The organism is Bilifractor sp. HCP3S3_D3 (assembly GCF_052063915.1).
GTDB lineage: Bacteria > Bacillota > Clostridia > Lachnospirales > Lachnospiraceae > Bilifractor.
Window position 1 is genome coordinate 1 of record NZ_JBQHWP010000002.1, and the last position, 20,648, is coordinate 20,648.

At 51.7% G+C, this 20,648-nt stretch carries 18 protein-coding genes; 2 read left to right on the forward strand and 16 right to left on the reverse strand.

Annotated elements, in window-relative coordinates:
* Nucleotides 1-150: 150 nt before the first annotated feature.
* Nucleotides 151-1,353, reverse strand: a complete 1,203-nt coding sequence (locus ACTNDI_RS01185; protein WP_441098936.1) for an acetate kinase — start codon at nucleotides 1,351-1,353, stop codon at nucleotides 151-153.
* Nucleotides 1,354-1,624: 271 nt separating this feature from the next.
* Entirely contained in the window at nucleotides 1,625-2,623 is a 999-nt protein-coding gene (gene pta / locus ACTNDI_RS01190; protein ID WP_441098937.1) for a phosphate acetyltransferase, read from the reverse strand.
* Nucleotides 2,624-2,936: 313 nt separating this feature from the next.
* Between pta and ACTNDI_RS01195 the strand changes: the two genes are divergently transcribed.
* Nucleotides 2,937-4,238, forward strand: a complete 1,302-nt coding sequence (locus ACTNDI_RS01195; protein WP_441098938.1) for a tRNA(Met) cytidine acetate ligase — start codon at nucleotides 2,937-2,939, stop codon at nucleotides 4,236-4,238.
* A 237-nt stretch (nucleotides 4,239-4,475) separates the two neighbouring features.
* Here ACTNDI_RS01195 and ACTNDI_RS01200 read toward each other — a convergent pair whose 3' ends face one another.
* The 14 genes from ACTNDI_RS01200 to ACTNDI_RS01265 all read right to left on the reverse strand — a co-directional run bounded on the left by ACTNDI_RS01200 (nucleotide 4,476) and on the right by ACTNDI_RS01265 (nucleotide 19,326).
* Nucleotides 4,476-5,840, reverse strand: coding sequence for a PFL family protein (locus tag ACTNDI_RS01200; RefSeq protein WP_441098939.1), 1,365 nt, complete (start codon nucleotides 5,838-5,840; stop codon nucleotides 4,476-4,478).
* Nucleotides 5,841-5,856: 16 nt separating this feature from the next.
* Complete coding sequence (locus ACTNDI_RS01205) at nucleotides 5,857-6,129, reverse strand: ACT domain-containing protein (protein WP_441098940.1); 273 nt, start codon at nucleotides 6,127-6,129, stop codon at nucleotides 5,857-5,859.
* 110 nt (nucleotides 6,130-6,239) lie between these two features.
* Nucleotides 6,240-7,037 (reverse strand): MBL fold metallo-hydrolase, encoded by a 798-nt coding sequence (locus tag ACTNDI_RS01210; protein WP_441098941.1) that lies wholly within the window; start codon nucleotides 7,035-7,037, stop codon nucleotides 6,240-6,242.
* A gap of 30 nt (nucleotides 7,038-7,067) precedes the next feature.
* The gene (coaE, locus tag ACTNDI_RS01215) at nucleotides 7,068-7,679 is read right to left on the reverse strand and encodes a dephospho-CoA kinase (protein ID WP_441098942.1); all 612 of its coding nucleotides are present in this window, start codon (nucleotides 7,677-7,679) and stop codon (nucleotides 7,068-7,070) included.
* Between the two features lie 183 nt (nucleotides 7,680-7,862).
* Nucleotides 7,863-10,586 (reverse strand): DNA polymerase I, encoded by a 2,724-nt coding sequence (gene polA / locus ACTNDI_RS01220; RefSeq protein ID WP_441098943.1) that lies wholly within the window; start codon nucleotides 10,584-10,586, stop codon nucleotides 7,863-7,865.
* 65 nt (nucleotides 10,587-10,651) lie between these two features.
* Nucleotides 10,652-11,068 carry a zf-HC2 domain-containing protein gene (locus ACTNDI_RS01225; protein WP_441098944.1) on the reverse strand — a complete coding sequence of 139 codons (417 nt, stop codon included), beginning with the start codon at nucleotides 11,066-11,068 and terminating at the stop codon, nucleotides 10,652-10,654.
* Nucleotides 11,069-11,094: 26 nt separating this feature from the next.
* Nucleotides 11,095-12,957 carry an ATP-dependent helicase gene (locus ACTNDI_RS01230; protein WP_441098945.1) on the reverse strand — a complete coding sequence of 621 codons (1,863 nt, stop codon included), beginning with the start codon at nucleotides 12,955-12,957 and terminating at the stop codon, nucleotides 11,095-11,097.
* Nucleotides 12,957-14,405 carry a glutamate--tRNA ligase gene (gene gltX / locus ACTNDI_RS01235; RefSeq protein WP_441098946.1) on the reverse strand — a complete coding sequence of 483 codons (1,449 nt, stop codon included), beginning with the start codon at nucleotides 14,403-14,405 and terminating at the stop codon, nucleotides 12,957-12,959. Before gltX ends, ACTNDI_RS01230 begins: the two co-directional genes overlap by 1 nt.
* Before the next feature lie 102 nt (nucleotides 14,406-14,507).
* Nucleotides 14,508-15,245: a Sir2 family NAD-dependent protein deacetylase gene (locus ACTNDI_RS01240; protein ID WP_441098947.1), complete on the reverse strand. Its 738-nt coding sequence runs from the start codon at nucleotides 15,243-15,245 to the stop codon at nucleotides 14,508-14,510.
* A gap of 79 nt (nucleotides 15,246-15,324) precedes the next feature.
* Entirely contained in the window at nucleotides 15,325-15,564 is a 240-nt protein-coding gene (gene acpP / locus ACTNDI_RS01245; protein ID WP_441098948.1) for an acyl carrier protein, read from the reverse strand.
* Nucleotides 15,565-15,778: 214 nt separating this feature from the next.
* Nucleotides 15,779-17,005 carry an FtsW/RodA/SpoVE family cell cycle protein gene (locus ACTNDI_RS01250; RefSeq protein ID WP_441098949.1) on the reverse strand — a complete coding sequence of 409 codons (1,227 nt, stop codon included), beginning with the start codon at nucleotides 17,003-17,005 and terminating at the stop codon, nucleotides 15,779-15,781.
* 178 nt (nucleotides 17,006-17,183) lie between these two features.
* Nucleotides 17,184-17,474 (reverse strand): 30S ribosomal protein S18, encoded by a 291-nt coding sequence (gene rpsR / locus ACTNDI_RS01255; RefSeq protein WP_441098950.1) that lies wholly within the window; start codon nucleotides 17,472-17,474, stop codon nucleotides 17,184-17,186.
* Between the two features lie 27 nt (nucleotides 17,475-17,501).
* The gene (gene rpsF, locus ACTNDI_RS01260) at nucleotides 17,502-17,792 is read right to left on the reverse strand and encodes a 30S ribosomal protein S6 (RefSeq protein WP_441098951.1); all 291 of its coding nucleotides are present in this window, start codon (nucleotides 17,790-17,792) and stop codon (nucleotides 17,502-17,504) included.
* Between the two features lie 412 nt (nucleotides 17,793-18,204).
* Nucleotides 18,205-19,326 carry a 4-hydroxybutyrate dehydrogenase gene (locus ACTNDI_RS01265; protein WP_441098952.1) on the reverse strand — a complete coding sequence of 374 codons (1,122 nt, stop codon included), beginning with the start codon at nucleotides 19,324-19,326 and terminating at the stop codon, nucleotides 18,205-18,207.
* A gap of 256 nt (nucleotides 19,327-19,582) precedes the next feature.
* On the opposite strand from ACTNDI_RS01265, the gene ACTNDI_RS01270 reads away from it, so the two are divergent.
* Nucleotides 19,583-20,644 (forward strand): hypothetical protein, encoded by a 1,062-nt coding sequence (locus ACTNDI_RS01270; protein ID WP_441098953.1) that lies wholly within the window; start codon nucleotides 19,583-19,585, stop codon nucleotides 20,642-20,644.
* Nucleotides 20,645-20,648: the final 4 nt, after the last annotated feature.

Consider the following 20,648-nt stretch of genomic DNA (forward strand, 5'->3'; position numbering starts at 1 on the left):
GATCTAAAAAGTGCATGATTAGAGTGTTAACACGGATATTAAATAAAAGCCCCTGAAAACCGGGGCTCATGTTAAAGTTTTTTCGAGACATTTTCATTTATGCTTGACAGGAAAATTATTTACCTCCGCCGAGGATCCTCCGAAGATAAATTATTTGTCTCCGCCGAGGATCGCTACAGTGTCGCGGCAGATCGCGAGTTCCTCGTTTGTCGGGATGACGCAGACAGCTACCTTGGAGTCGTCTGTGGAGATTTTTACGTTCTGTCCGCGGAGCTTGTTCTTCTCAGGATCAATCTTGATGCCAAGGTAGCTGAAGCCGTCCATGATTCTGGCGCGGGTGGCTCCGTCGTTCTCTCCGATTCCTGCCGTGAACGCGATTGCGTCAACGCCGTCCATAGCCGCCACATAAGCACCGATGGTGGTTTTTACGCGGTAAGCGAATACCTCCAGTGCAACCTCTGCGTCGTGATTGCCCTTCTTCGCCGCATCGGCCAGATCCCTGAAGTCACTGGAAAGTCCTCTTGAGAGACCGTATACGCCGGACTTCTTGTTCAGAATGTTAAGGATACCGGAAGCATCGAGATTCAGCTTCTTTCCGAGGAATTCGACAACGGAAGGATCAAGGTCGCCGGAGCGGGTTCCCATGGCAAGACCGGCAAGAGGAGTAAGGCCCATGGAGGTGTCCACGCATTTGCCATTCTTCACAGCGCTGACCGACGCGCCGTTGCCCAGATGGCAGACGATGATCTTGCTGTTGTTGAGATCGAGACCGAGAAACTTTGCGGTCTCCTTGGAGACAAAGCTGTGGCTTGTGCCGTGGAAGCCGTATTTGCGGATGCGGTACTTCTCATAATATTCAATCGGAATCGCGTACAGATATGCCTTCTCCGGCATGGTCTGATGGAAGGCGGTATCGAAGCAGCCGACCATCGGAACGCCCGGCATAAGCTCCTTGCAGACATTGATTCCGATCAGGTTAGCGGGGTTGTGAAGCGGTGCCAGATCGGAGCAGTCTTCCAGTGCCTTGATCATGGCATCGTCTACTTTTGCGGAGCGTGCGAACTTCTCGCCGCCGTGTACGACACGATGACCTACCGCATCGATCTCCTTCAGGGAGCGGATTGCGCCGGTCTTGTCGTTGGTGAGCGCATCGAGAACCATCTTGATGGCTTCCTTGTGTGTCGGCATCGGTGCTTCTGTGATTTCCTTGTCGAGACCTTCCTTCTGATATACGAGACGGCCGTCGATACCAATACGCTCGCAGAGTCCCTTGGCAAGAACCTCCTCGGAATCCGAGTCGATCAGCTGATATTTCAGAGAAGAACTTCCACAGTTAATGACTAAAACTTTCATGAATAAACCCTCCTGATCATGTGATTATATAGATTATATCCTGCACACAGGTGGAAAAGCCTGCCGCAGATGCCATCCGTGACGGACAGCGGATTTACAAAGGACGCAAAGAAATAACCGAGCCTTCTGGGGGTTCGGTTATTTCTCAATTTACGCGAACAGTGAGCCGCAGCCGAATGCGAAGTATTCGTGTGCGGCGAGCGTTGCGATAGCGAGATAAAACTCGCGCAGCGTGTTTTATCTCGCTGTTTTGCAAAAGAAGGACCGGAAATCAGCTGTTCATCATGGCCTCTACTGCTGTCATGGCTACGACGCCTACGATATCATCCGCGAAGCATCCACGGGACAGATCGTTAACCGGCATGGAAAGACCCTGCAGAACCGGGCCGTACGCATTCGCGTGAGCCAGTCTCTGCGCGATCTTATATCCGATATTTCCTGCCTCAAGGCTCGGGAAGATCAGGGTGTTGGCGTGGCCGGCCACCTCGCTGACCGGAGCTTTGAGTTTCGCAACTTCCGGAACAATAGCCGCGTCAAACTGAAGCTCTCCGTCGATCTTCACCTGAGGATATTTCTCCTTCGCGATCTTTGCTGCTTCTGCTACCATGGTTACATTGTCGTGCTTTGCGCTGCCCTTTGTGGAGAAGGAAAGCATTGCGACCTTCGGCTCCGCTCCGATATATGCGCGGAAAGAGTCAGCGGAAAGGCCTGCGATCTCTGCAAGCTTCTCAGAATCGAAATCAGTATTGACAGCGCAGTCGGCGAAGAGGAAGGTACCGTTCTCACCGTACGGGCAGTTCGGAACTTCTACGATGAAGAATCCGGAAACGCTCTTTACACCGGGCTTTGTCTTCAGAAGCTGAAGAGCCGGACGGATAGTGTTGCCGGTGGAATGGCATGCGCCGGAAACAACACCGTCGGCATCTCCGCACCTGCACATCAGACATGCGTAATACATATAGTCCTTGGTCATCTGCTGCTCTGCGATCTCAGGGGTAACGCCCTTCTTTGCGCGAAGCTCAACGAATTTGTCAATATATTTCTGGCGGTTCGGATCGGTGAAAGGATCAAGGATCGTGATTCCCGTCAGATCATAACCGGTACCGTGGTTCTGGATATCCTCAGGGGTACCAAGAATGATGATATTCGCAATTCCCTCTTTGGTGCACTTAACAGCGGCCTCATAGGTGCGCTGGTCCATCGACTCCGGCAATACGATTGTTTTCTTGTTGGATTTTGCTTTTTCTTTGATACTGTCAATAAATGCCATTTCCAGGCTCCTTTCTGGATATGCCTTAACGCATTCCGAACACACTGATTGAAAAGTCCGCAACATACCTGTACGCACTCACTTTCATGAATAAAGTATAGTACCTTCTCAGGCCTTCGACAAGCAGTAAAATTGTATTATAAATAATACAAAAGCAGAAAAACAGGAGGATCCGGTCATCTCCAGACAGGGTTGCCCGAGGGAAAAGTCCCGGAGGATCCATTTCCTTTTGCCAGGAGAAGGAATATCATGATACGATATGATAAAGTGCAGAAAAATCAGTCCTGCAGCAGGTTTTTCGAGGAGAATGTTCATGAAGATAATCGGTGTCATAGCGGAATACAATCCGTTCCATAACGGTCATGCGTATCTGATCAGGAGGGCGAGGGAGGTTTCCGGCGCTGACGCAGTTGTCGCGGTTATGAGCGGCGATTTTGTACAGCGGGGACTGCCTGCGGTATTCGATAAGTATACGCGGACGGAAATGGCTCTCGCAGGCGGATGTGATCTGGTGTTGGAGCTTCCGGTGGCAGCCGCGGCTTCGTCCGCCCAGCGGTTTGCGGAGGGGGCTTTGGCTGTTCTGAATGGAATCGGCGTGGTCGATGAACTTTGGTTCGGAAGTGAATCCGGGAAAATGGACATGTTCCGTCTGCTCGCGCCGGTTCTCTCCACTGAGCCGGAGGAATACCGGTCGCTTCTCAGAAAATGGCTGGCTGCAGGGCTCTCTTTTCCCCGTGCGAGGGAAGAGGCACTCACCGGTTATTTCAAAGATAAGGGAACACCGCGGATGGGTGAAGAAATCCGGGAGTTTCTGAGCATGCCGAATAATATTCTGGGTCTGGAGTACTGCATCGCTCTCGAAAAAACAGCCAGCGCCGTTGTACCGAGGACGATTCAAAGGGTCGGGGCCGGCTTCAATGACAGCATCTTTAGACAGGAAAACGGCTATAATTCGGCATCCGCAATCCGTTGTCAGATTTTTGAGAAGAATGGTCCTGAACGTCTGGAGGACTCTGTTCCGCCACGGGTGTACAACATACTCAAGGAGGCCTGCCGTTCGTCCGCTCCTGTCGGGGAAAACGATTTTTCCGCGATGCTGCGGTATCAGCTGCTGCGGGAGGACAGCGGGAATATCTTCAGGCATTCGGGGGTAACAGGGGTAAAACAAACCGGGAGGAAAGTATCGGAAAACAGGGCGCTCTCGCGGTATCTGGATGTGACGGAAGATCTTGCTTTGCGGATACGGAATCATCTGAGCAGGTACCGGTCATTTTCACAATTTGCAGAACTGCTCTCGGCAAAAAATTATCCATTGACGCAGATGAACCGCGCACTGCTCCATATTCTTCTGAATATCCGGGAGGATGATCTGAACCGGGCACTTCATCCGGAATACGTGCATCTGCTGGGGTTCTCTGAAAAAGGACGGGAGGTATTGAGGGAGATTAAGACAGGCGGGCCGGGAAGGCTCTGTCCTGTGGCAAAGATATCCTCTCTTCCTCCGGAGCTGACCCGGGCCGATGTGTTCGCGTCGAATCTGTATGAAGCAGTCCGTTCAGAGAAGAACGGCCAGGATTTTATTCATGAATTCAGGAGACAGGTGATCCGGGTATGATGAGAATGCTGAAATCCGGTCCATTCGTGGCGGAGATCAGAGGCTGACAGAGGTGGCAGACGGAAAATATAACAGGTAGTCCGGGTGGGTCACCTGGATTCTGACAGAGGCGGCAGACGGATGATACGACAAGAATGTTAGGAGTGGTCATCCGGGCAAAGAAAAAGACGGCTCCCGGAGAAGGGAGACCGTCTTTTTCTGCAGCTGAAACACGGTCAATTCTATGTCGGTTCTATGTCAGTTCTTGAAACTGTGTACCGGGGCAGGGATTCTGCCGGTGCGGTTGATCAGTGCGTCGCATCCGAAGCGGCTGACCGGCATGATCGGCGCGCTTCCGAGGAGACCTCCGAACTCCAGGGAATCTCCGACATCCTTACCGATGGCAGGAATTACACGGACTGCCGTTGTCTTCTGGTTGATCATGCCGATTGCCATCTCATCGGCGATGATGCCGGATATGGTAGTGCTCTTTGTGTTTCCGGGGATAGCAATCATGTCAAGACCGACGGAGCAGACACAGGTCATCGCCTCGAGCTTTTCCATGCAGAGAGAACCGCGGTTTACGGCATTGATCATTCCCTGATCCTCACTGACCGGGATAAAGGCACCGGAAAGTCCGCCGACATAGGAGGAAGCCATAACACCGCCTTTTTTTACCTGGTCGTTCAGAAGGGCAAGTGCAGCTGTCGTTCCGGGAGCACCGACAGATTCCACGCCGATCTCCTCAAGAATGTCTGCCACAGAGTCGCCGACCGCGGGAGTCGGAGCCAGAGACAGATCAATGATGCCGAAGGGAACCCCGAGACGTCTGGATGCCTCCCTGGCAACGAGCTGTCCCACACGGGTGACCTTGAAGGCGGTCTTTTTGATGGTCTCGCAGAGAACTTCGAAATTCTCCCCTCTTACCTTTTCCAGCGCGTGCTTTACGACGCCGGGGCCGGATACGCCGACATTGATGATGGCATCCGCTTCCGTGACGCCGTGGAAGGCGCCTGCCATGAAGGGGTTGTCATCCGGCGCATTGCAGAAAATAACGAGCTTCGCGCAGCCGAGGCAGTTGTTGTCCTTTGTTGCCTCCGCGGTGCCTCTCACAATCTCGCCCATCAGCTTCACCGCGTCCATGTTGATGCCGGTCTTTGTGGAACCGACATTGATGGAGCTGCATACAAGTTCGGTGCGCGCCATTGCCATCGGAATAGAACGGATCAGGAGCTCGTCAGCCTTTGTCATGCCCTTGGATACAAGGGCGGAATAACCGCCGAGGAAGTTGACGCCGACGGTATGAGCTGCTCTGTCCAGTGTTTCGGCGATTGTCACAAAATCCTCCGGAGTCTTGCAGGCTGCGCCCCCGATCAGGGCAATTGGTGTCACGGAAATCCGTTTATTGACGATCGGGATGCCGTACTCGGCCTCGATGTCTTTGCCGGTCTGCACCAGGTTGCGGGCGAGTGTTGTGATCTTGTCATAGATTTTCTGGTTCAGACGGTCCAGGTTTGAATCGATGCAATCCAGAAGGCTGATGCCGAGAGTAATGGTACGCACGTCCAGATTTTCGTTTTCGATCATTTCATTGGTTTCATTTGCTTCAAAAATGTTAATCATGGCTGTACCTTTCTGTTCAGATTCTGTGCATCATGTCGAAGATGTCTTCCCGCTGGCAGTGAATCATTACACCGATCTCCTCTCCGACTTTCTTCAGATCCTCGGCGAGTTCCGCAGTATTCTTCTCGGATTTGGACGCATCGGTGATCATCATCATATGGAAATATCCCTGCAGAATGGTCTGGGAGATATCTTCGATATTCACATTATTCTCTGCAAGGTAGTTGCAGACCTTCGCGATAATGCCGACAGTATCTTTTCCGGTGACTGTGATGATTGTTTTTTTCATGATCTTGTCTCCTCGGTGAATAGCGGTGCCTGAATGATAGATCAGGGACACCTTCGGTTTGCGTTGTTTGTTCGATTATACTACGATTCGTGGAAGATGCACGGCTTTTTTCAGAATTCCGCGAATTCGCTTACTGTGTCTCTTTTCGCGACGGTGATCGGGAAGTCACCGGATTTGTAGGGGTTCTCTCCCATGGTGACTTCGCTGCATACGGTTTCATAGGCAAGGGCGGGATAATTGTTCTCCGCGCTCAGGTGGCCCAGAAAAATGTGACGGATGTTGTCATGCAGGATCTGACAGAGGAGCTGTCCGGAGGTTTCGTTGGAGAGGTGTCCTCTGTCGCTGAGAATGCGGACTTTCAGCGGATATGGATAGCGGCCGGCCTCCAGCATGTTGACGTCGTGATTGGCCTCCAGCAGAATGGCGTCCAGATACTGCAGATGACGGATTGTGTAATCGGTGTAGGTTCCCATATCGGTCGCCACGGCGCAGGAACGGCCGTCGCTGCAGATACGGTACCCTACGGGGTCTGCGGCATCGTGCATAATGCTGAAGGGCTCGATGTCAAGGTCTCCGATCCGCAGCACCTGATCCGGCCGGATCTCATGAAACAGGCCTTCCGGGATTTTTCCGGTTGAGTTTTTGTTCCGGATCGCGTCCCAGGTTCCCTTTGTGGCATAGATCGGAAGATTCAGTTTTCTTGAAAGAACGCCCAGACCCTTGATATGGTCCGAGTGCTCATGTGTAATCAGGATTCCGTCAATATCCTTCCCGGTATATCCGATGGTGTTGAGCCCCTGTTCTGTCCGCCTGCCGGAAATCCCGGCATCGACAAGAAGGCTGGTATGTTCGCTTCCAACGAAAATGCAGTTGCCGCTGCTTCCGCTGGAGAGACTGCACATTTTCATAATTATACGCTTCCTCTGTTTTGAGATTGATTAACCGGTGCCTGGCTGCGGTGCGAAGTGACGCATTCTGGCGTCAATCTGGCGAATGGTATTCGGGAACGGGCCGCTGTTGTCGAGAACAAACGCGCATATTCTCCGGAATTCGGAATCTGGGAGCTGATTTGACATGATCTCCCGGATTTTCGCATCAGAATACCCCCGGCTTTCCCGGAGACGTTTCTTCCTTATCTCCGCATCTGCATAAACATACCATAATTCATCGCAGATTTCATCATATTTTTCCTCGATCAGAAGGGCTGCCTCCAGAAAGAAAAACGGACGGCTCGCTGTCTCTGCCTCCTTCATGGAGAGGGCAATGCTTTTGCGGACAGCCGGATGTATGATCCGGTTCATCTGTTCCAGAAGTCTTTTGTCCGCAAAGATCTTTGCCGCGACGGCTTTCCGGTCAAACTCACCGTCGGGGGCCAGAACACCTGGCCCAAGCAGGCTGAGAATCGGACCGTAACAGGCCTGTCCTTTCCGCATCATCGTATGTGCAAGTTCATCCGAACGGATCAGATCACAGTCGTAGTGGGTTTCCAGATACTTCATTACCTCGCTTTTTCCGCTTCCGACGCCGCCGGTAATTCCGATTATTTTCAATGTCGTTCCTCCTGCTGTGATGGCCGTGACCTGCTGTATGTCCATCCGCATGGTTTTTGTGAGAATGCCCCGCTGCGATGCATGGCTGTGAAACTGTTGTTTCGAAATCCGCAGCTTCAGGGATTGCTAATACCCGGCATGTGAGACTGGGCAGTCATACAGAAACCAGCAGTATCCGGCGTGTCATTTTGCCTCGTACCAGCTTGATCCGTCATGGATATCGACCTCAAGGCGGACGGCAAGGTCTGCCGCGCCTTCCATTTCTTCCCGGAGAATATTCCTCACCTGTTCTTCCTCATCCATTGCCGTCTCTACGAGAAGCTCATCGTGAACCTGGATGAGAAGCCGTGATTTCAGATGCTCTCTCCGGAGGCGCCGGTCCACCCGGTTCATGGCGATCTTGATGATATCGGCGGCCGTGCCCTGAATAGGCGCGTTCTTCGCGACTCTTTCACCGAAGGAGCGCTGCATGAAATTGGAGGATTTCAGCTCTGGCATGGGACGGCGGCGGCCAAATCTGGTGACGGAATATCCCTTCTCCCTAGCGTCTGTGACGAGACCCTCCAGGAAGGACCGGATTCCGGGATAGGTTTCGTAGTAGCGCTCGATGTAATCCGCGGCCTCCTTCCGTGAGATGTCGAGGTCCCTGCTCAGGCCGAAGGCGCTGATCCCGTATACGATTCCGAAATTCACAGCCTTTGCGTTCCGCCGCATGACCGGTGTGACCTCGTCAAAGGGAACGTGGAAGACTTGAGAGGCAGTGATGCGGTGTATGTCCTTCGCCTCCCGATATGCCTCGATCAGTTTTTCATCTCCGGACATTGACGCGAGCACACGCAGTTCGATCTGCGAATAGTCGGCGTCCACGAAGATATACCCTTCTCTGGGGACAAAGACCTTCCGGATCTGTCTGCCAAGCTCGATCCGCACCGGGATGTTCTGAAGATTCGGATCGGTGCTGCTGATTCTGCCGGTTGCGGTGATGGTCTGCTTAAAGGTCGTGTGGATTCGTCCGTCATCCGACACAAAGCCGGCGAGACCGTCCGCGTAGGTGGATTTCAGTTTGGAGAGCTGCCGGTAGTCCAGGATATCCTGAACAAGGGGAACATCGGGAGCGAGCTTTTCAAGCACGTCTGCCGAGGTTGAATACCCTGTCTTTGTCTTCTTGCCGCCGGGAAGTTTCATCTTTTCAAAAAGGATGACGCCGAGCTGCTTCGGAGAATTGATATTGAATTCCTCTCCCGCCTCCTCATAGATCCGTTTCTCAAGGGAGGCAATTCCTCCGGCAAGTCTCTGCCCGTAGGCTGCGAGCTCCTCCGGCAGAATGCGGATCCCTTCTGTCTCCATATCATGAAGGGTGAACACAAGCGGCATCTCGATATCTGTCATGAGCTGGTACATGCCGGATTCCTTCAGCGCGCGGGTCATCGGAGTTCTTGACTTCAGCGAAATCCGGGCAATCTGTCCGGCGTAGAGCGCAGCCTTCGACTCTTCCATTTCCTGCGGAGCGGGCAGCTTCTTTGTGCCGAAAATCTCTCCGGCGGACAGAACAGGCTCTGTGAGATACGCGGCGCCGATGCTGTCAAAGGGATAGTCTGCTTTTAGAGGATCCAGAAGATAAGCGGCTATGCTGATGTCAAAGATTCCGGTGACGGAGGGATCCGTGCCGTTTTCCTTTGAGGAAACCTCCGGATTGCCGTTCGCGGGTTCGGTAAAAAACTCCTCGGGAAGCGGCTGAGATTTCATCTGGTCCTTGAGCTCAAAGGTGGAAAGCACGCAGGGACTCTGTGCGATCCGCAGTACTCCGTCCCTGAGCGTTGAGGCGGAAATCGTTTCGGAAGCCGGGATGTACCAGGTTCCGGCATCTGCCAGTGAGACAGCAAGACCGAAGATCTCTGACGTGCGGGATATGGGTTCAAAGCTCTGTAGAAGATAGATACCGGCTTCCGCGGAGGCGGCTGCCTTCGTGAAGATGCGGTCGGCTTCTTCGCTGTCTCTGACCGTCTGAACCGTGAGTGCGTCTTCTGTGTTCTGGGCAGAGGAGTCAAAATGAAGCAGCAGCTTTTTGAAGCCCAGTTCCTTGAAGAGCTGGTATGCCTCAGGCGTGAAAATATTGCCAAGTCTTGCCTGATCATAGTCCAGAACGATCGGACTGTCGGTGTTGATCGTGGCCAGCTTCTTGGAGAGAACTGCAAGATCCCAGTGATCCCGCATCGCCTCCATGGCTTTCCTAGGCTTGATCTCTTCGAGATGCTCGTGGGCATTTTCAATAGTTCCATAGCTCTGCAGGATCTTTGTCGCGGTCTTGACACCTACTCCGGGAAGACCCGGGATATTATCGGAGCTGTCTCCCATCAGGGCTTTCAGTTCAATGACCTGGGCGGGGGTGATCTGGTATTCTTCAATGACCTCCCGGGTATGATAGTCCTGGACAATGGTCTGTCCGCCCTTCGTCTTCGGAATCCTGACCAGAACCTTGTCCGTGGCGAGCTGAAGGAGATCCCGGTCGCCGGAGAGGATGGTGACGTTCATCCCCTTCGCCTCGCTTCTTCTCGATATAGTGCCGATGATGTCGTCGGCCTCGTAGCCTTCCTTTGTCAGGATCAGAATTCCCATTGCCTTCAGGACTTCCTGAATGAGAGGAATCTGTTCTTTTAGTTCCTCCGGCATCGGATGACGCGTGCCCTTGTAGGCTTCAAACATCCGGTGCCGGAAGGTCGGGGCGTGCATATCAAAGGCGACCGCCAGATATGCGGGTTTCTCTTCCTCGAGAACCTTCAGCATGATGTTCAGAAATCCAAGGACGGCATTGGTGTGTCTGCCTTCGGCATTGGTGAGGTCGGGAAGACCGTAAAAGGCGCGGTTCATCATACTGTGTCCGTCTATTACCAGAAATGTTTCACTCAAAGCATTCTCTCCTTAAATTATATGCTGCAGGATAATCATATGCTGCAGGATTGCAGGGATGCTGATTACCGTCCGATTCCGCGGAAGAACTCTGCAGCCGCGTCGGTGATTCCCAGAACATGGGCGAGGTCCAGGAGCCAGAGAATAATCAGCATCATGGTGATAAAGAAAATCAACGCTCTCAGCTTTCTCATCCGGTGCTTATGAACGAGACGGGCTGTTTTTTCGTTGATATTCTTCTGCAGCATTGGTTTCAGATTAAAAGACCCCTGGGGATCCTCCTCGTTCAGGTAACGGACCGTAAGGTCCACCATGAAATTTGTCTCCAGCTCATCGTGACATTTGTTGCAGTTGTTTATATGGTTCAGGAAAACCGCAAGATCCTTGTCCGACAGCCTGTCCTCAAGGTAATCGGGTATCATTGCTTCCGCCTCGCGGCAGGTGATTTTCCTGCTTTTGCTGATAAATTCAGAAGAATCCATATGTTCTCTCCCTGATAGAATACGGCTTACGTCTGCTGACGGGCGGTATCGGTAAGCCCTGCCTCGATTTCCCGCAGAAAGCGGGACGGAGCGATCTTCTTGTCGTACCGCTCCCGGACAGAATAGATGTACAGGTCTTTCCGGGCGCGGGTCATTCCGACATAGAGCATGCGCCGTTCCTCTTCCAGGTCGGCGTCAAGAACTGCCTTGTGATAGGGGATGATTCCCTCATTTACGTCAAGGATATATACGGTGTCATATTCCATACCTTTGGAGGCGTGCAGAGTAGATACAACAACGCCGGAATGTTCCTCCGAACGGAGAGCCCTCTGCTGCTTCAGTTTTTCCCGGTATTTTTCGATGGACGCCTTCCATTCCTCACAGGTTCTGTAATTGCGGGCGCTTTCCGTCAGTTCATCGAGAACCTGCAGAAGATCCTCCGGCGGAATGTTCCGCTGCATCGCATAATCACGGAGATAACCTTCGTAACCGATCTCTCTCCGGATGTAGTTCAGGGCACCATAGGGGGCGAGGTGACGGATCATTGTGAGATTGGTTTCAAGCTCATCGACTCTCCGAACCATCCAGTCCTTATCTTCATAATAGCTGTACAGACTCTCATAGGTGACCAGCGGGTCATAGAACGCTTCTCTGGAAAAATAACGGTTCGGGCGGTTATATACGCGGAGAAAATCACTTCTCTTTCCTCTGCGCTCACGGCTCATGGCTCCAAGATCCATGTAGGCCATGACATCCTTTGCGATCCAGTGATCAAAGACACAGGGGATGACATCACCCATCCGGAAAGGAATCTGATAGGCCATCAGCTGTTCGACAGCCTGTCTGCATCCGACATTCGTGCGGAACAGTACCGCGGTTTCCTCATATGGCACTCCCCTGTCATGTGCTTCCCGGATCTGCTGTGCCATGCGCACACATTCCTTTCTCGGATTGTCAAAGCATTCAAAGGAAACGGGAGAACCGGAGGGACTGGAAGAGAGAATATTCTTCCTGAAGCGTTTCCGGTTGTGGCAGATCAGATTTTCCGCGGCCTTCAGGATCTCGGGGGTGCTGCGGTAGTTTTCCTCCAGCGCAATGACCTGACAGCCCGGATAGACCTTCGGGAAGTTCAGCATAAGATCCGGATTGGCGCCGCGAAAACGGTAAATCGACTGGTCGTCGTCTCCGACAATAAAGAGATTGTTTTCGGGAAAGGCGAGAAGCCGGATGATTTCGTACTGCAGAGGACTGATATCCTGAAATTCATCGACAAGGATGTACCGGAACTTCTGCTGCCAGAGGCTCAGGATATCCTGGCGCGTCGTCAGGAGCTCGTAACACCGGGTGATAATATCGTCAAAATCCAGCATCCGATTGTCTCTCTTCCAGTTTTCATAGGCACGAAAAACCTTGCGGAAAGCGTCCGTGGGAAGAACTCCGGAGTAGAAATGGCTGATGTCCATCCGGCTGCCCTTGACCTGACTGATTTCCCGTGCGACGGAAGATGGCAGATCCGCCTCCTGCGTATCGGGACAGGTGTGCTCCAGAATCTCGCGGAGAAGCTGCAGAGCTCTGGCGTCTGCGAGTATATTGCTGCCGCTGATGCGATAGGTATTTTTCAGAATTCCGTAAAAAATGCCATGAAAGGTGCCGAAGGTTACCGGACTGGCGGAACGTCCGGTCATTTTTAAAAATCTCTCCTTCATCTCCGCTGCCGCTGCCCTGGTAAAGGTTACGACAAGAATGGAGGAAGGAGAGATTCCGTTTTGAATCAGCCGTACGGTCCGGCCGGTTATGACTGCGGTCTTGCCGGAGCCGGGCCCGGCAAGTACAAGCGCAGGACCGCCTCCGTGCTCAATCGCCTTCAGCTGAGAAGAATTGTACTGCATCAGCCGAGCTTCCGGATCGCAGCCTGAATACGGGCGATGGTCTCGTCTCTGCCAAGTACCTCCATCAGTCCGGTGGCGCCCGCCGGTGTCGCCGGTTTGCCGGAAACCGCAGTGCGAAGCGGCCACATCACGGTGTTGACCTTGTATTCCTTTTCCGCTGCGTAGTTCTTGAGAATATTAAACAGCGTATCATTGTCGAAGCTTCCGGCGTCTTCGAGAAGGGGAAGAACATCCTTCAGGATGGCGCGCGAAGAATCGATGGTGCTCTTTGATTTCTTGTGGTTAAACAGATCCACATCATAGTCCGGAACGGCATTGAAGAAATCCACCTGCTCCTCAATATCGGGCAGGATCTGAATACGGGTCCGAACCATCGCAGCAATCTTCTTCAGATCATAGGGACCGGTAACATACTTCTTCAGATACGGCTCCGCAAGCGGATAGAAATCCTCGTCACTCATGGCCTTGATGTATTCGCCGTTCATCCATTTCAGCTTGGTCATATCGAAGACAGCCGGGGACTTATTGATGTGATGATAGTCAAATATTTCGGTCAGCTCTTTGAGCGAGTAGATCTCGCGGTCTCCCGCCGGGCTCCATCCGAGAAGGGCAACGAAATTGACAACGGCTTCCTTCAGATAGCCCTGATCGATCAGATCCTCAAAGGAGGAGTGACCGGAACGCTTGGAGAGCTTCTGCCCTTCTTCATTGGTGATCAGCGGGCAATGGACGTAGGTCGGGATATCCCAGCCGAAGGCTTCGTAAATCCGGTTGTATTTCGGCGTTGAGGAAAGATATTCATTACCGCGGACCACGTGTGTGATGCCCATCAGGTGATCATCGACGACGTTCGCAAAATTGTAGGTCGGATAGCCGTCAGATTTGATCAGAATCAGATCATCAAGCTCCGCGTTTTCTACCGTGATGTTTCCGTAGATTTCATCGTGAAAGGTCGTGGTGCCCTCCAGAGGCATGTTGAAACGGATGACATGGGGCTCTCCCGCTGCCAGTTTCGCCTGCACCTCTTCCTTCGAGAGGTGGAGACAATGCTTGTCGTATGCAGAAATTTCCTTGCCCCCGACGGTACGTCTCAGGCTTTCCAGACGCTCCTTGCTGCAGAAGCAGTAGTAGGCATCGCCCTGTTCCACGAGCTGGTCGGCATATTTCTGGTAAATGCCGAGCTTGCAGCGCTCACTCTGGATGTAGGGCCCCACACCGCCATCTTTGTCCGGACCCTCGTCATGCTCAAGACCGGTGTCCTTCAGCGTCTGGTAGATAATATCCAGCGCTTCCGGGACAAAACGTTCCTGATCGGTGTCCTCTATGCGAAGCATAAAGGTGCCTCCGGCATGTTTGGCGATCAGATAGGAGTATAATGCTGTGCGGAGGTTGCCTACATGCATGCGTCCTGTGGGACTTGGAGCAAATCTGGTTTTTACTGGTGTCATTTTCAAAATCTCCTTCATGTTGGTATGGTTAGTAATTGCCTGTAGCGTTTCTGACACAGGCTTTTATGCGGAACAGGGCGTATTCTGACCGGGTTCGGAGCATTATTTAATGCCAAGGGAAACCGGATATGCCTCGTGCATGATTTTTGCGATGTTGCCGATGCATACACAGTCCGCCGCTTCATCAGAATAATGATCTGTCGTATTGATCAGGCAGATTCTGTCGCCGGTGAAGTACTTTGCCATCGATCCGAGCCTGGACTGCAGATCAGTGCCCACGACCAGAAGAATGTCCGCGGAGCTGATGAGCTCGATCGCCCGGTTCATGGTGCGGCGGTCCAGCATCTCGCCGGAGAGCGCGATTCCCGGATGGATCAGAGTTCCGCATTTCTCACAGAGAGGAAGCGGCTTATGGCTTAATATATATTCCGCGTCATAAATCCTTCCGCAGTGCGGACAGAAGTTCCGGTCAATGTTGCCGTACAGGTGAATCACATTGTGACAGCCGGCACGCCGTGACAGATCAAAAAATCCTCTTGTTACAATGCCTCTGAGCTTTCCGTCATCCTCAAGCCTTTTCAGACAGAAGTTCACCTCGTCGGGCTCCCCTCTTCGCTTCAGAATATCTTCGCGGTAAAATTCATAGAAGACCTCCGGCCGGTTGTTGTAGAATGTGCTGTTGACGATTTCACTGGGAGAACGCCCGTAGCGCACCTCGACATCGTAGCTGAAATCCTCGCGATACAGGTCGCATCCCTGTTCAGCCGCCGGACCTCTTCCAAGAAGGCATACGATATTTCTTCCATTCTCCAGAATGGATTTTAAGTAACCGATGCTCATAGTAAAAGCCCCCTTCTACTGTATCAAGCCATCGTCGGGCGGTTTCGGACACGCGAAGCCCGCCTGATCATTTACGGTATTACATCCTGGATTCGATTCCCTTTGATTTCAGATAGTCAATTACCTTTCCAACGGTAGTCAGTCCCTCCATGTCCTCGGCAGGGATTTCGATGTCATACTGCTCCTCGAGTGTGGTTAGCAGCTCAAAGAGGTCAAGGGAATCGGCATCAAGGTCTTCCTTGAATCTGGATTCCGGTGTAATCTCATTTTCGTCAATATCAAGCTGCTCCGACAGGATTTTCTTCATTTTCTCTAACATATTATCACCTCTCTGTCATTATTTTTTTATACTTCCTTTTATACTTCTCTGTACAGTATTGCAGTGTTATATTGCAGGTTATTTTTTAATCCTGGCTAAGTCACGCGGCGGAATACAAGCCGGACGCCGGCTGGCGGCACGCATGGGTCAGCACAAGATCCGGAAAGCGAAGACGCGGATCCTGCCGGTAAAGCGGTTCTGTGCAGGCAGGAGATCAATCCTCACGAAATACCCTTTCAAACCGCCGGTTTTCCGCAGTTTCCGTATTGCGGATGTTACGCGCGACATTCAGCGCAATTCCCATTTCAATCATGATGAATATGACCGACGTACCTCCGTAACTGATGAACGGAAGCGTGACACCTGTCGTTGGAATGACGTTGAGAACAACGGCGATATTCAGAATGACCTGAAGGGATATATGGATAAAGATACCACTGACAATCAGCGTTCCGTAGAGGTCAGGTGCATTCTGCGCGATAACGATAAGCCGGTAGAGCATATAGCCGAATAGCAGCATCAGCAGAATCGCTCCGAAAAGTCCCAGCTCCTCGCAGATAATCGCGAAGATCATGTCATTCTGAGCCTCGGGGATGATGGAAAGCTTCTGGACACTGTTGCCAAGGCCCTTTCCGAACAGCCCGCCGGAACCGATTGCATACAGTCCCTGCAGTACCTGATAGCTGTCAGTGCTCAGATTCTCCTCCGGGTGTAGCCAGGCCAGTATACGTCTCAGACGGAAGCTGCTGCTCGAAGTCATGGAGTAGTTCATAATGATCAGAATAATAATCACCAGCGCAAGTGCCCCCAGGCCGGCCACGATAAATCCCCTCGTCTTCGGGTGAGCGAGGAAAATAATTCCAATCACAATTCCTGCGATGATGATCGCAGTACTCAGGTTGTCTGTAAAGACATACGCGCCGGCTGCCTGGGCAACCCCGAATATTCCGAGACAGAGGACCGCTCTCCAGGTATTCAGATTTCTGCCCATGCGAAGAATCATGTATGGCATGAACAAGATGATCGCGATCTTCGCGATCTCTGCCGGCTGAAACTGTATGCCGATCTTCAGCCATCTCCTGGCACCGTTTACCGTGATTCCGAATGGGGTGAAACGAACCATCGCCATGAGGATCATGGCGAGGACATATATTGCCGGCGCAAGGCGAATCCAGAGATGATAGTTGATCCGGGATATAATAAGAGCGATTGCAATGGCTGCGGCGCTGAATTCCGCCTGCCGGATAAAATAAAACATGTCGCTGTTGATCACGGGATCGTTCTTTGCCTCGTACGCGCTGGCACTGTACAGCATGACAAGGCCGAAGCAGATCAGAATAATGATAACAGCGAGCAGATTATAATCAAAATATCCCGGTTCGTTCTTTCTGGATGCGCGGGATGCGGAAGGTTTCCGGGCAGTTTTTCTGGAAAAAGGCATGGATCTTACTCTCTCCTTCGATGCGTGGACCGCAGCAGATACGGCTCACGGCTCATCTTTTAGCAAAGTATAGCACATAGCGGATGATTACGCAAAACAAAAGAAGCTGCCCGGCTATTATATAGCCTGACAGCTTCCTTGCCATTACAGCGAAATAACCTGACTGAAATATCCGGAATTAATCCTCAACATACGGAAGAATTGCCAGATGTCTTGCACGCTTGATCGCAGAGGTAATTGCTCTCTGATGCTTTGCGCAGTTGCCGGTGACACGTCTCGGAAGGATCTTGCCTCTCTCGGAGATGTATCTTCTGAGTTTTGCTGCGTCCTTGTAATCAATAACGTTGTCCTTACCGCAGAAAACGCATACTTTTCTTCTTCTGCGCTGTACTCTTCTTCTAGCCGGAGCTTCGGTTCTTGCCGGTCTCTCGTTTGCTGCTGCAGTTGTTGTATTTTCTACTTCTGCCATTACTTTATCCTCCTTATTAAAAATGAATTACTCTTCGTCTGTGCGTACAATCAGATAGCGAAGAACGTTGTCCATGATGCGGCAATGTCTCTCGATCTCTGCCGGTGCGGTTACCGGTGCCTCAAACGGGATAAAGTAATAAAATCCTTCAGTCTCTTTCTGGATCTCGTAAGCGAGCTTCTTCTTGCCCCACTCCTCAATCTCTCCGATTGTTCCATCGTAACGGGTGATATAACCTTTCGCCTTATCAAGGATAGCTGCTCTGGTTTCATCATCCGGCTTTGCACTGATTACCAGTGCCAGTTCATACTTATGCATTGTATTTCTCCCTTCTGGACATTAATGGCTTTCTGCGTCTCGCAGAAAACAAGGTGTAAGAGATTGTCTCACGGCTAGATATTTTAGCATATGGTTTTTCAGATGTAAAGTAAATTTTTAATGCCCTGTTAGCTGTAAATTTTTTTATGTCCGGTTAGCTGTCCCCTGTTAGGGGTACGGAAACTGCGCAGCAGCGGCGTGACGTGGGTCTCATACATATTGAGGTGCCCTGCCTGCGGGACATGGCGGTTTACTTGAACGAGATAAAACACGCTGCGCGAGTTTTATCTCGCTATCGCGACGCTCGCCGCACACGAATACTTCGCATTCGGCTGCGGCTCACTGTTCGCGTAAATAAGCTGCGGATTGCTTCGTGCTGTGCACTCACGCAATCCTGCAAGCAGGAGAAACTTCAGTACGCTGCTTTATAGATTTCGAGGATCTGTGCTTCGGTCAGGGGTACATAGTTGTTCTTCAGAAGACGCTGCTGCGTCTGCGGTACATTCTTTGCGAATACCGGAAGGTCGGACTCCTTCACGCCGAAGCTGCGGAGCGGCTCCTTCTTCAGAACTTTATCCATCAATGCGTACAGAGCGTCGAGCGCGTTCTCCGGCTTCGTGCCCAGGCACTCTGCGAGAAGGTTCTCGAGATCGTTGATTCTTCCAACCGGTTTGATCTCCTTGTACTTACGCATTACATCCGCGAACATTAGCTGATTGGACTGGCCGTGCGGCACATGGTACACACTTCCGAGAGGATAGCTCAGGGCGTGAACCGCCGCGCATCCCGCGTATCCAAATGCAAGGCCGGCCCAGTTGGATGCCTTCAGGAAGTCTGCGCTGTACGCCTTCCATGCGTCATTTCCTCCGTTTTCAACGGAAAGACTCCAGCCCTTCAGAATCGTGCGGAGAGCAGCTTCCGAGAAGATTCTGGAAATGCTACACCCGTTCGGGCTCAGATAGGACTCCACGGCGTGGATCATCGCGTCGATGGAAGAGGTGGCGAATACCTTGTACGGAAGAGTTGCCAGCATGTTTGTGATCATGGCTGCGGCATCCGCATACATGGACGGGGAGGTCAGCCCCATCTTCACGCCCCTGCTGACACGGTTGATCACCGAGATATTTGTCACTTCGCTTCCGGTTCCGCAGGTCGTGGGCACAATGATCAGTTCGTGATGCTTCTTCAGGCTGTCCTTATGATCGTACAGATCATCGACATGGTCCTCCGGAGATGCAACGGCAACAACCTTTGCGATATCAATGATTGTTCCGCCTCCGACGGCGATAATCCGGGTGAAATTTTTGTCACGCAGGTCATCCAGAATAGCGTTTACCATGTTGTCTGTCGGTTCACCTGCTCCGTATTTTTCCTGAAACAGTGTCTGGGAGCCGAGCTCCAGCGGTGCGATGGATGGATTGTAAATGTATTCATTCGTCAGAATAAGGTCGTCCGGCCCGAGCTGTTCATCATCCGCGAACTCCTTAAATGTGTCATACTCCTTTATTTTGGTGCGAATGCAAAAACCTTCCAATTTCTCTGCCTCCTTGTTCGTATTTTATACGCTTTTTATAACAATTATATAACCCGCTTTGAAATATTCCATTCTTTTATTGTATGGATTTTGCCCGATCGGCTACTTATATTTCATTAAACTGCTGGTGATCCCGGATTTCCGGAACGGACTGGGAATGACAGATTCTTTAGACAAACGGAAAAATCTGACCGTGTGAATCTGCTTTCATTTTTTCTATAATGAATTGAATTTTAGAGATTAACGAGGAAAAGCAATGAAAATTTCGAGGGATGACAATAAGCCACAGGGGCCGAATAATATAACAAGGGCGCTGATCGACGCGTCTGTAGACCGGGGACTTCGTGAGATCGAGGAGGACCCGAAGCGGAGTATCCGGAAGCTCACGGACATGGGCCGGATGTTCATCAAGGGAAGATTCATGGATGAGGTGCTGAGCATCGTGCAGGATCTTCTTCGCAATGATGACAGCCCTTACTATGAGGCAATTGAGCAGATGCTGCGGAATACGGACCGGAAAAATCTGAAGGATTTCGGGATCAGCTTCGGATACAGTGGACTTACCTATGGCGGCAAGGTGATACGGGAACATGAGTTGTCGCTTCCCTATCACATTCCGTGGGCACTTACACTCCGGATCAATCCGACGCTGAAGGACGGTTTGTCGGTCAGCGAACTGGAAAGCTGTGTCCGTCAGGGAACGGCGATGGGAATATATTGCTATTTCATTCGTCTATCCGGCGCAATTACCTGCATTGGCAGACTCATGGATCTGGTGAAGCAGCATCCGGAGTGTGCTTTTGTGTCGCTGCTTCCGGACGAGCCGCTGAATCCGGTTCAGGTCGCGGGAATCAAGGAGTGTACCAACAGCATGGTTATGTTCCAGAACAGGGGTGCTGCAACGGCAGAAAATGTAAGCGCAATGAAGAAAAGCAAGATCCTTTATGGCATTTACGCGGTGTACGGGAATGACGACGCGGCTGCCTGGTACAATGATCAGAAGGCCGAGGAGCTCGCGGAGCTCAATGCAGGTATCAATCTTCTGGTCAGTGACGACACCTGTTCGAAAAGGAATGGAGCAAAGGTCGCGAAGTACTGCCGGTCTCTGCGTACGCATCCGGAGTATCCGATGATCCTGTTCGATCTGGTAGGAGATGCTGTGCAGATCAACCACATCATCTCAGAGGATGAATGTTACTTCGAGCTTCTCGAGAACGGAGACATTAAGACCACGACGGAGACGATCTCTGATTTCAGACACACGACATCGCTGGATCAGCTGTTTACGATCGGCCTTCCAAGAGAAAATCCCTCATGAATCC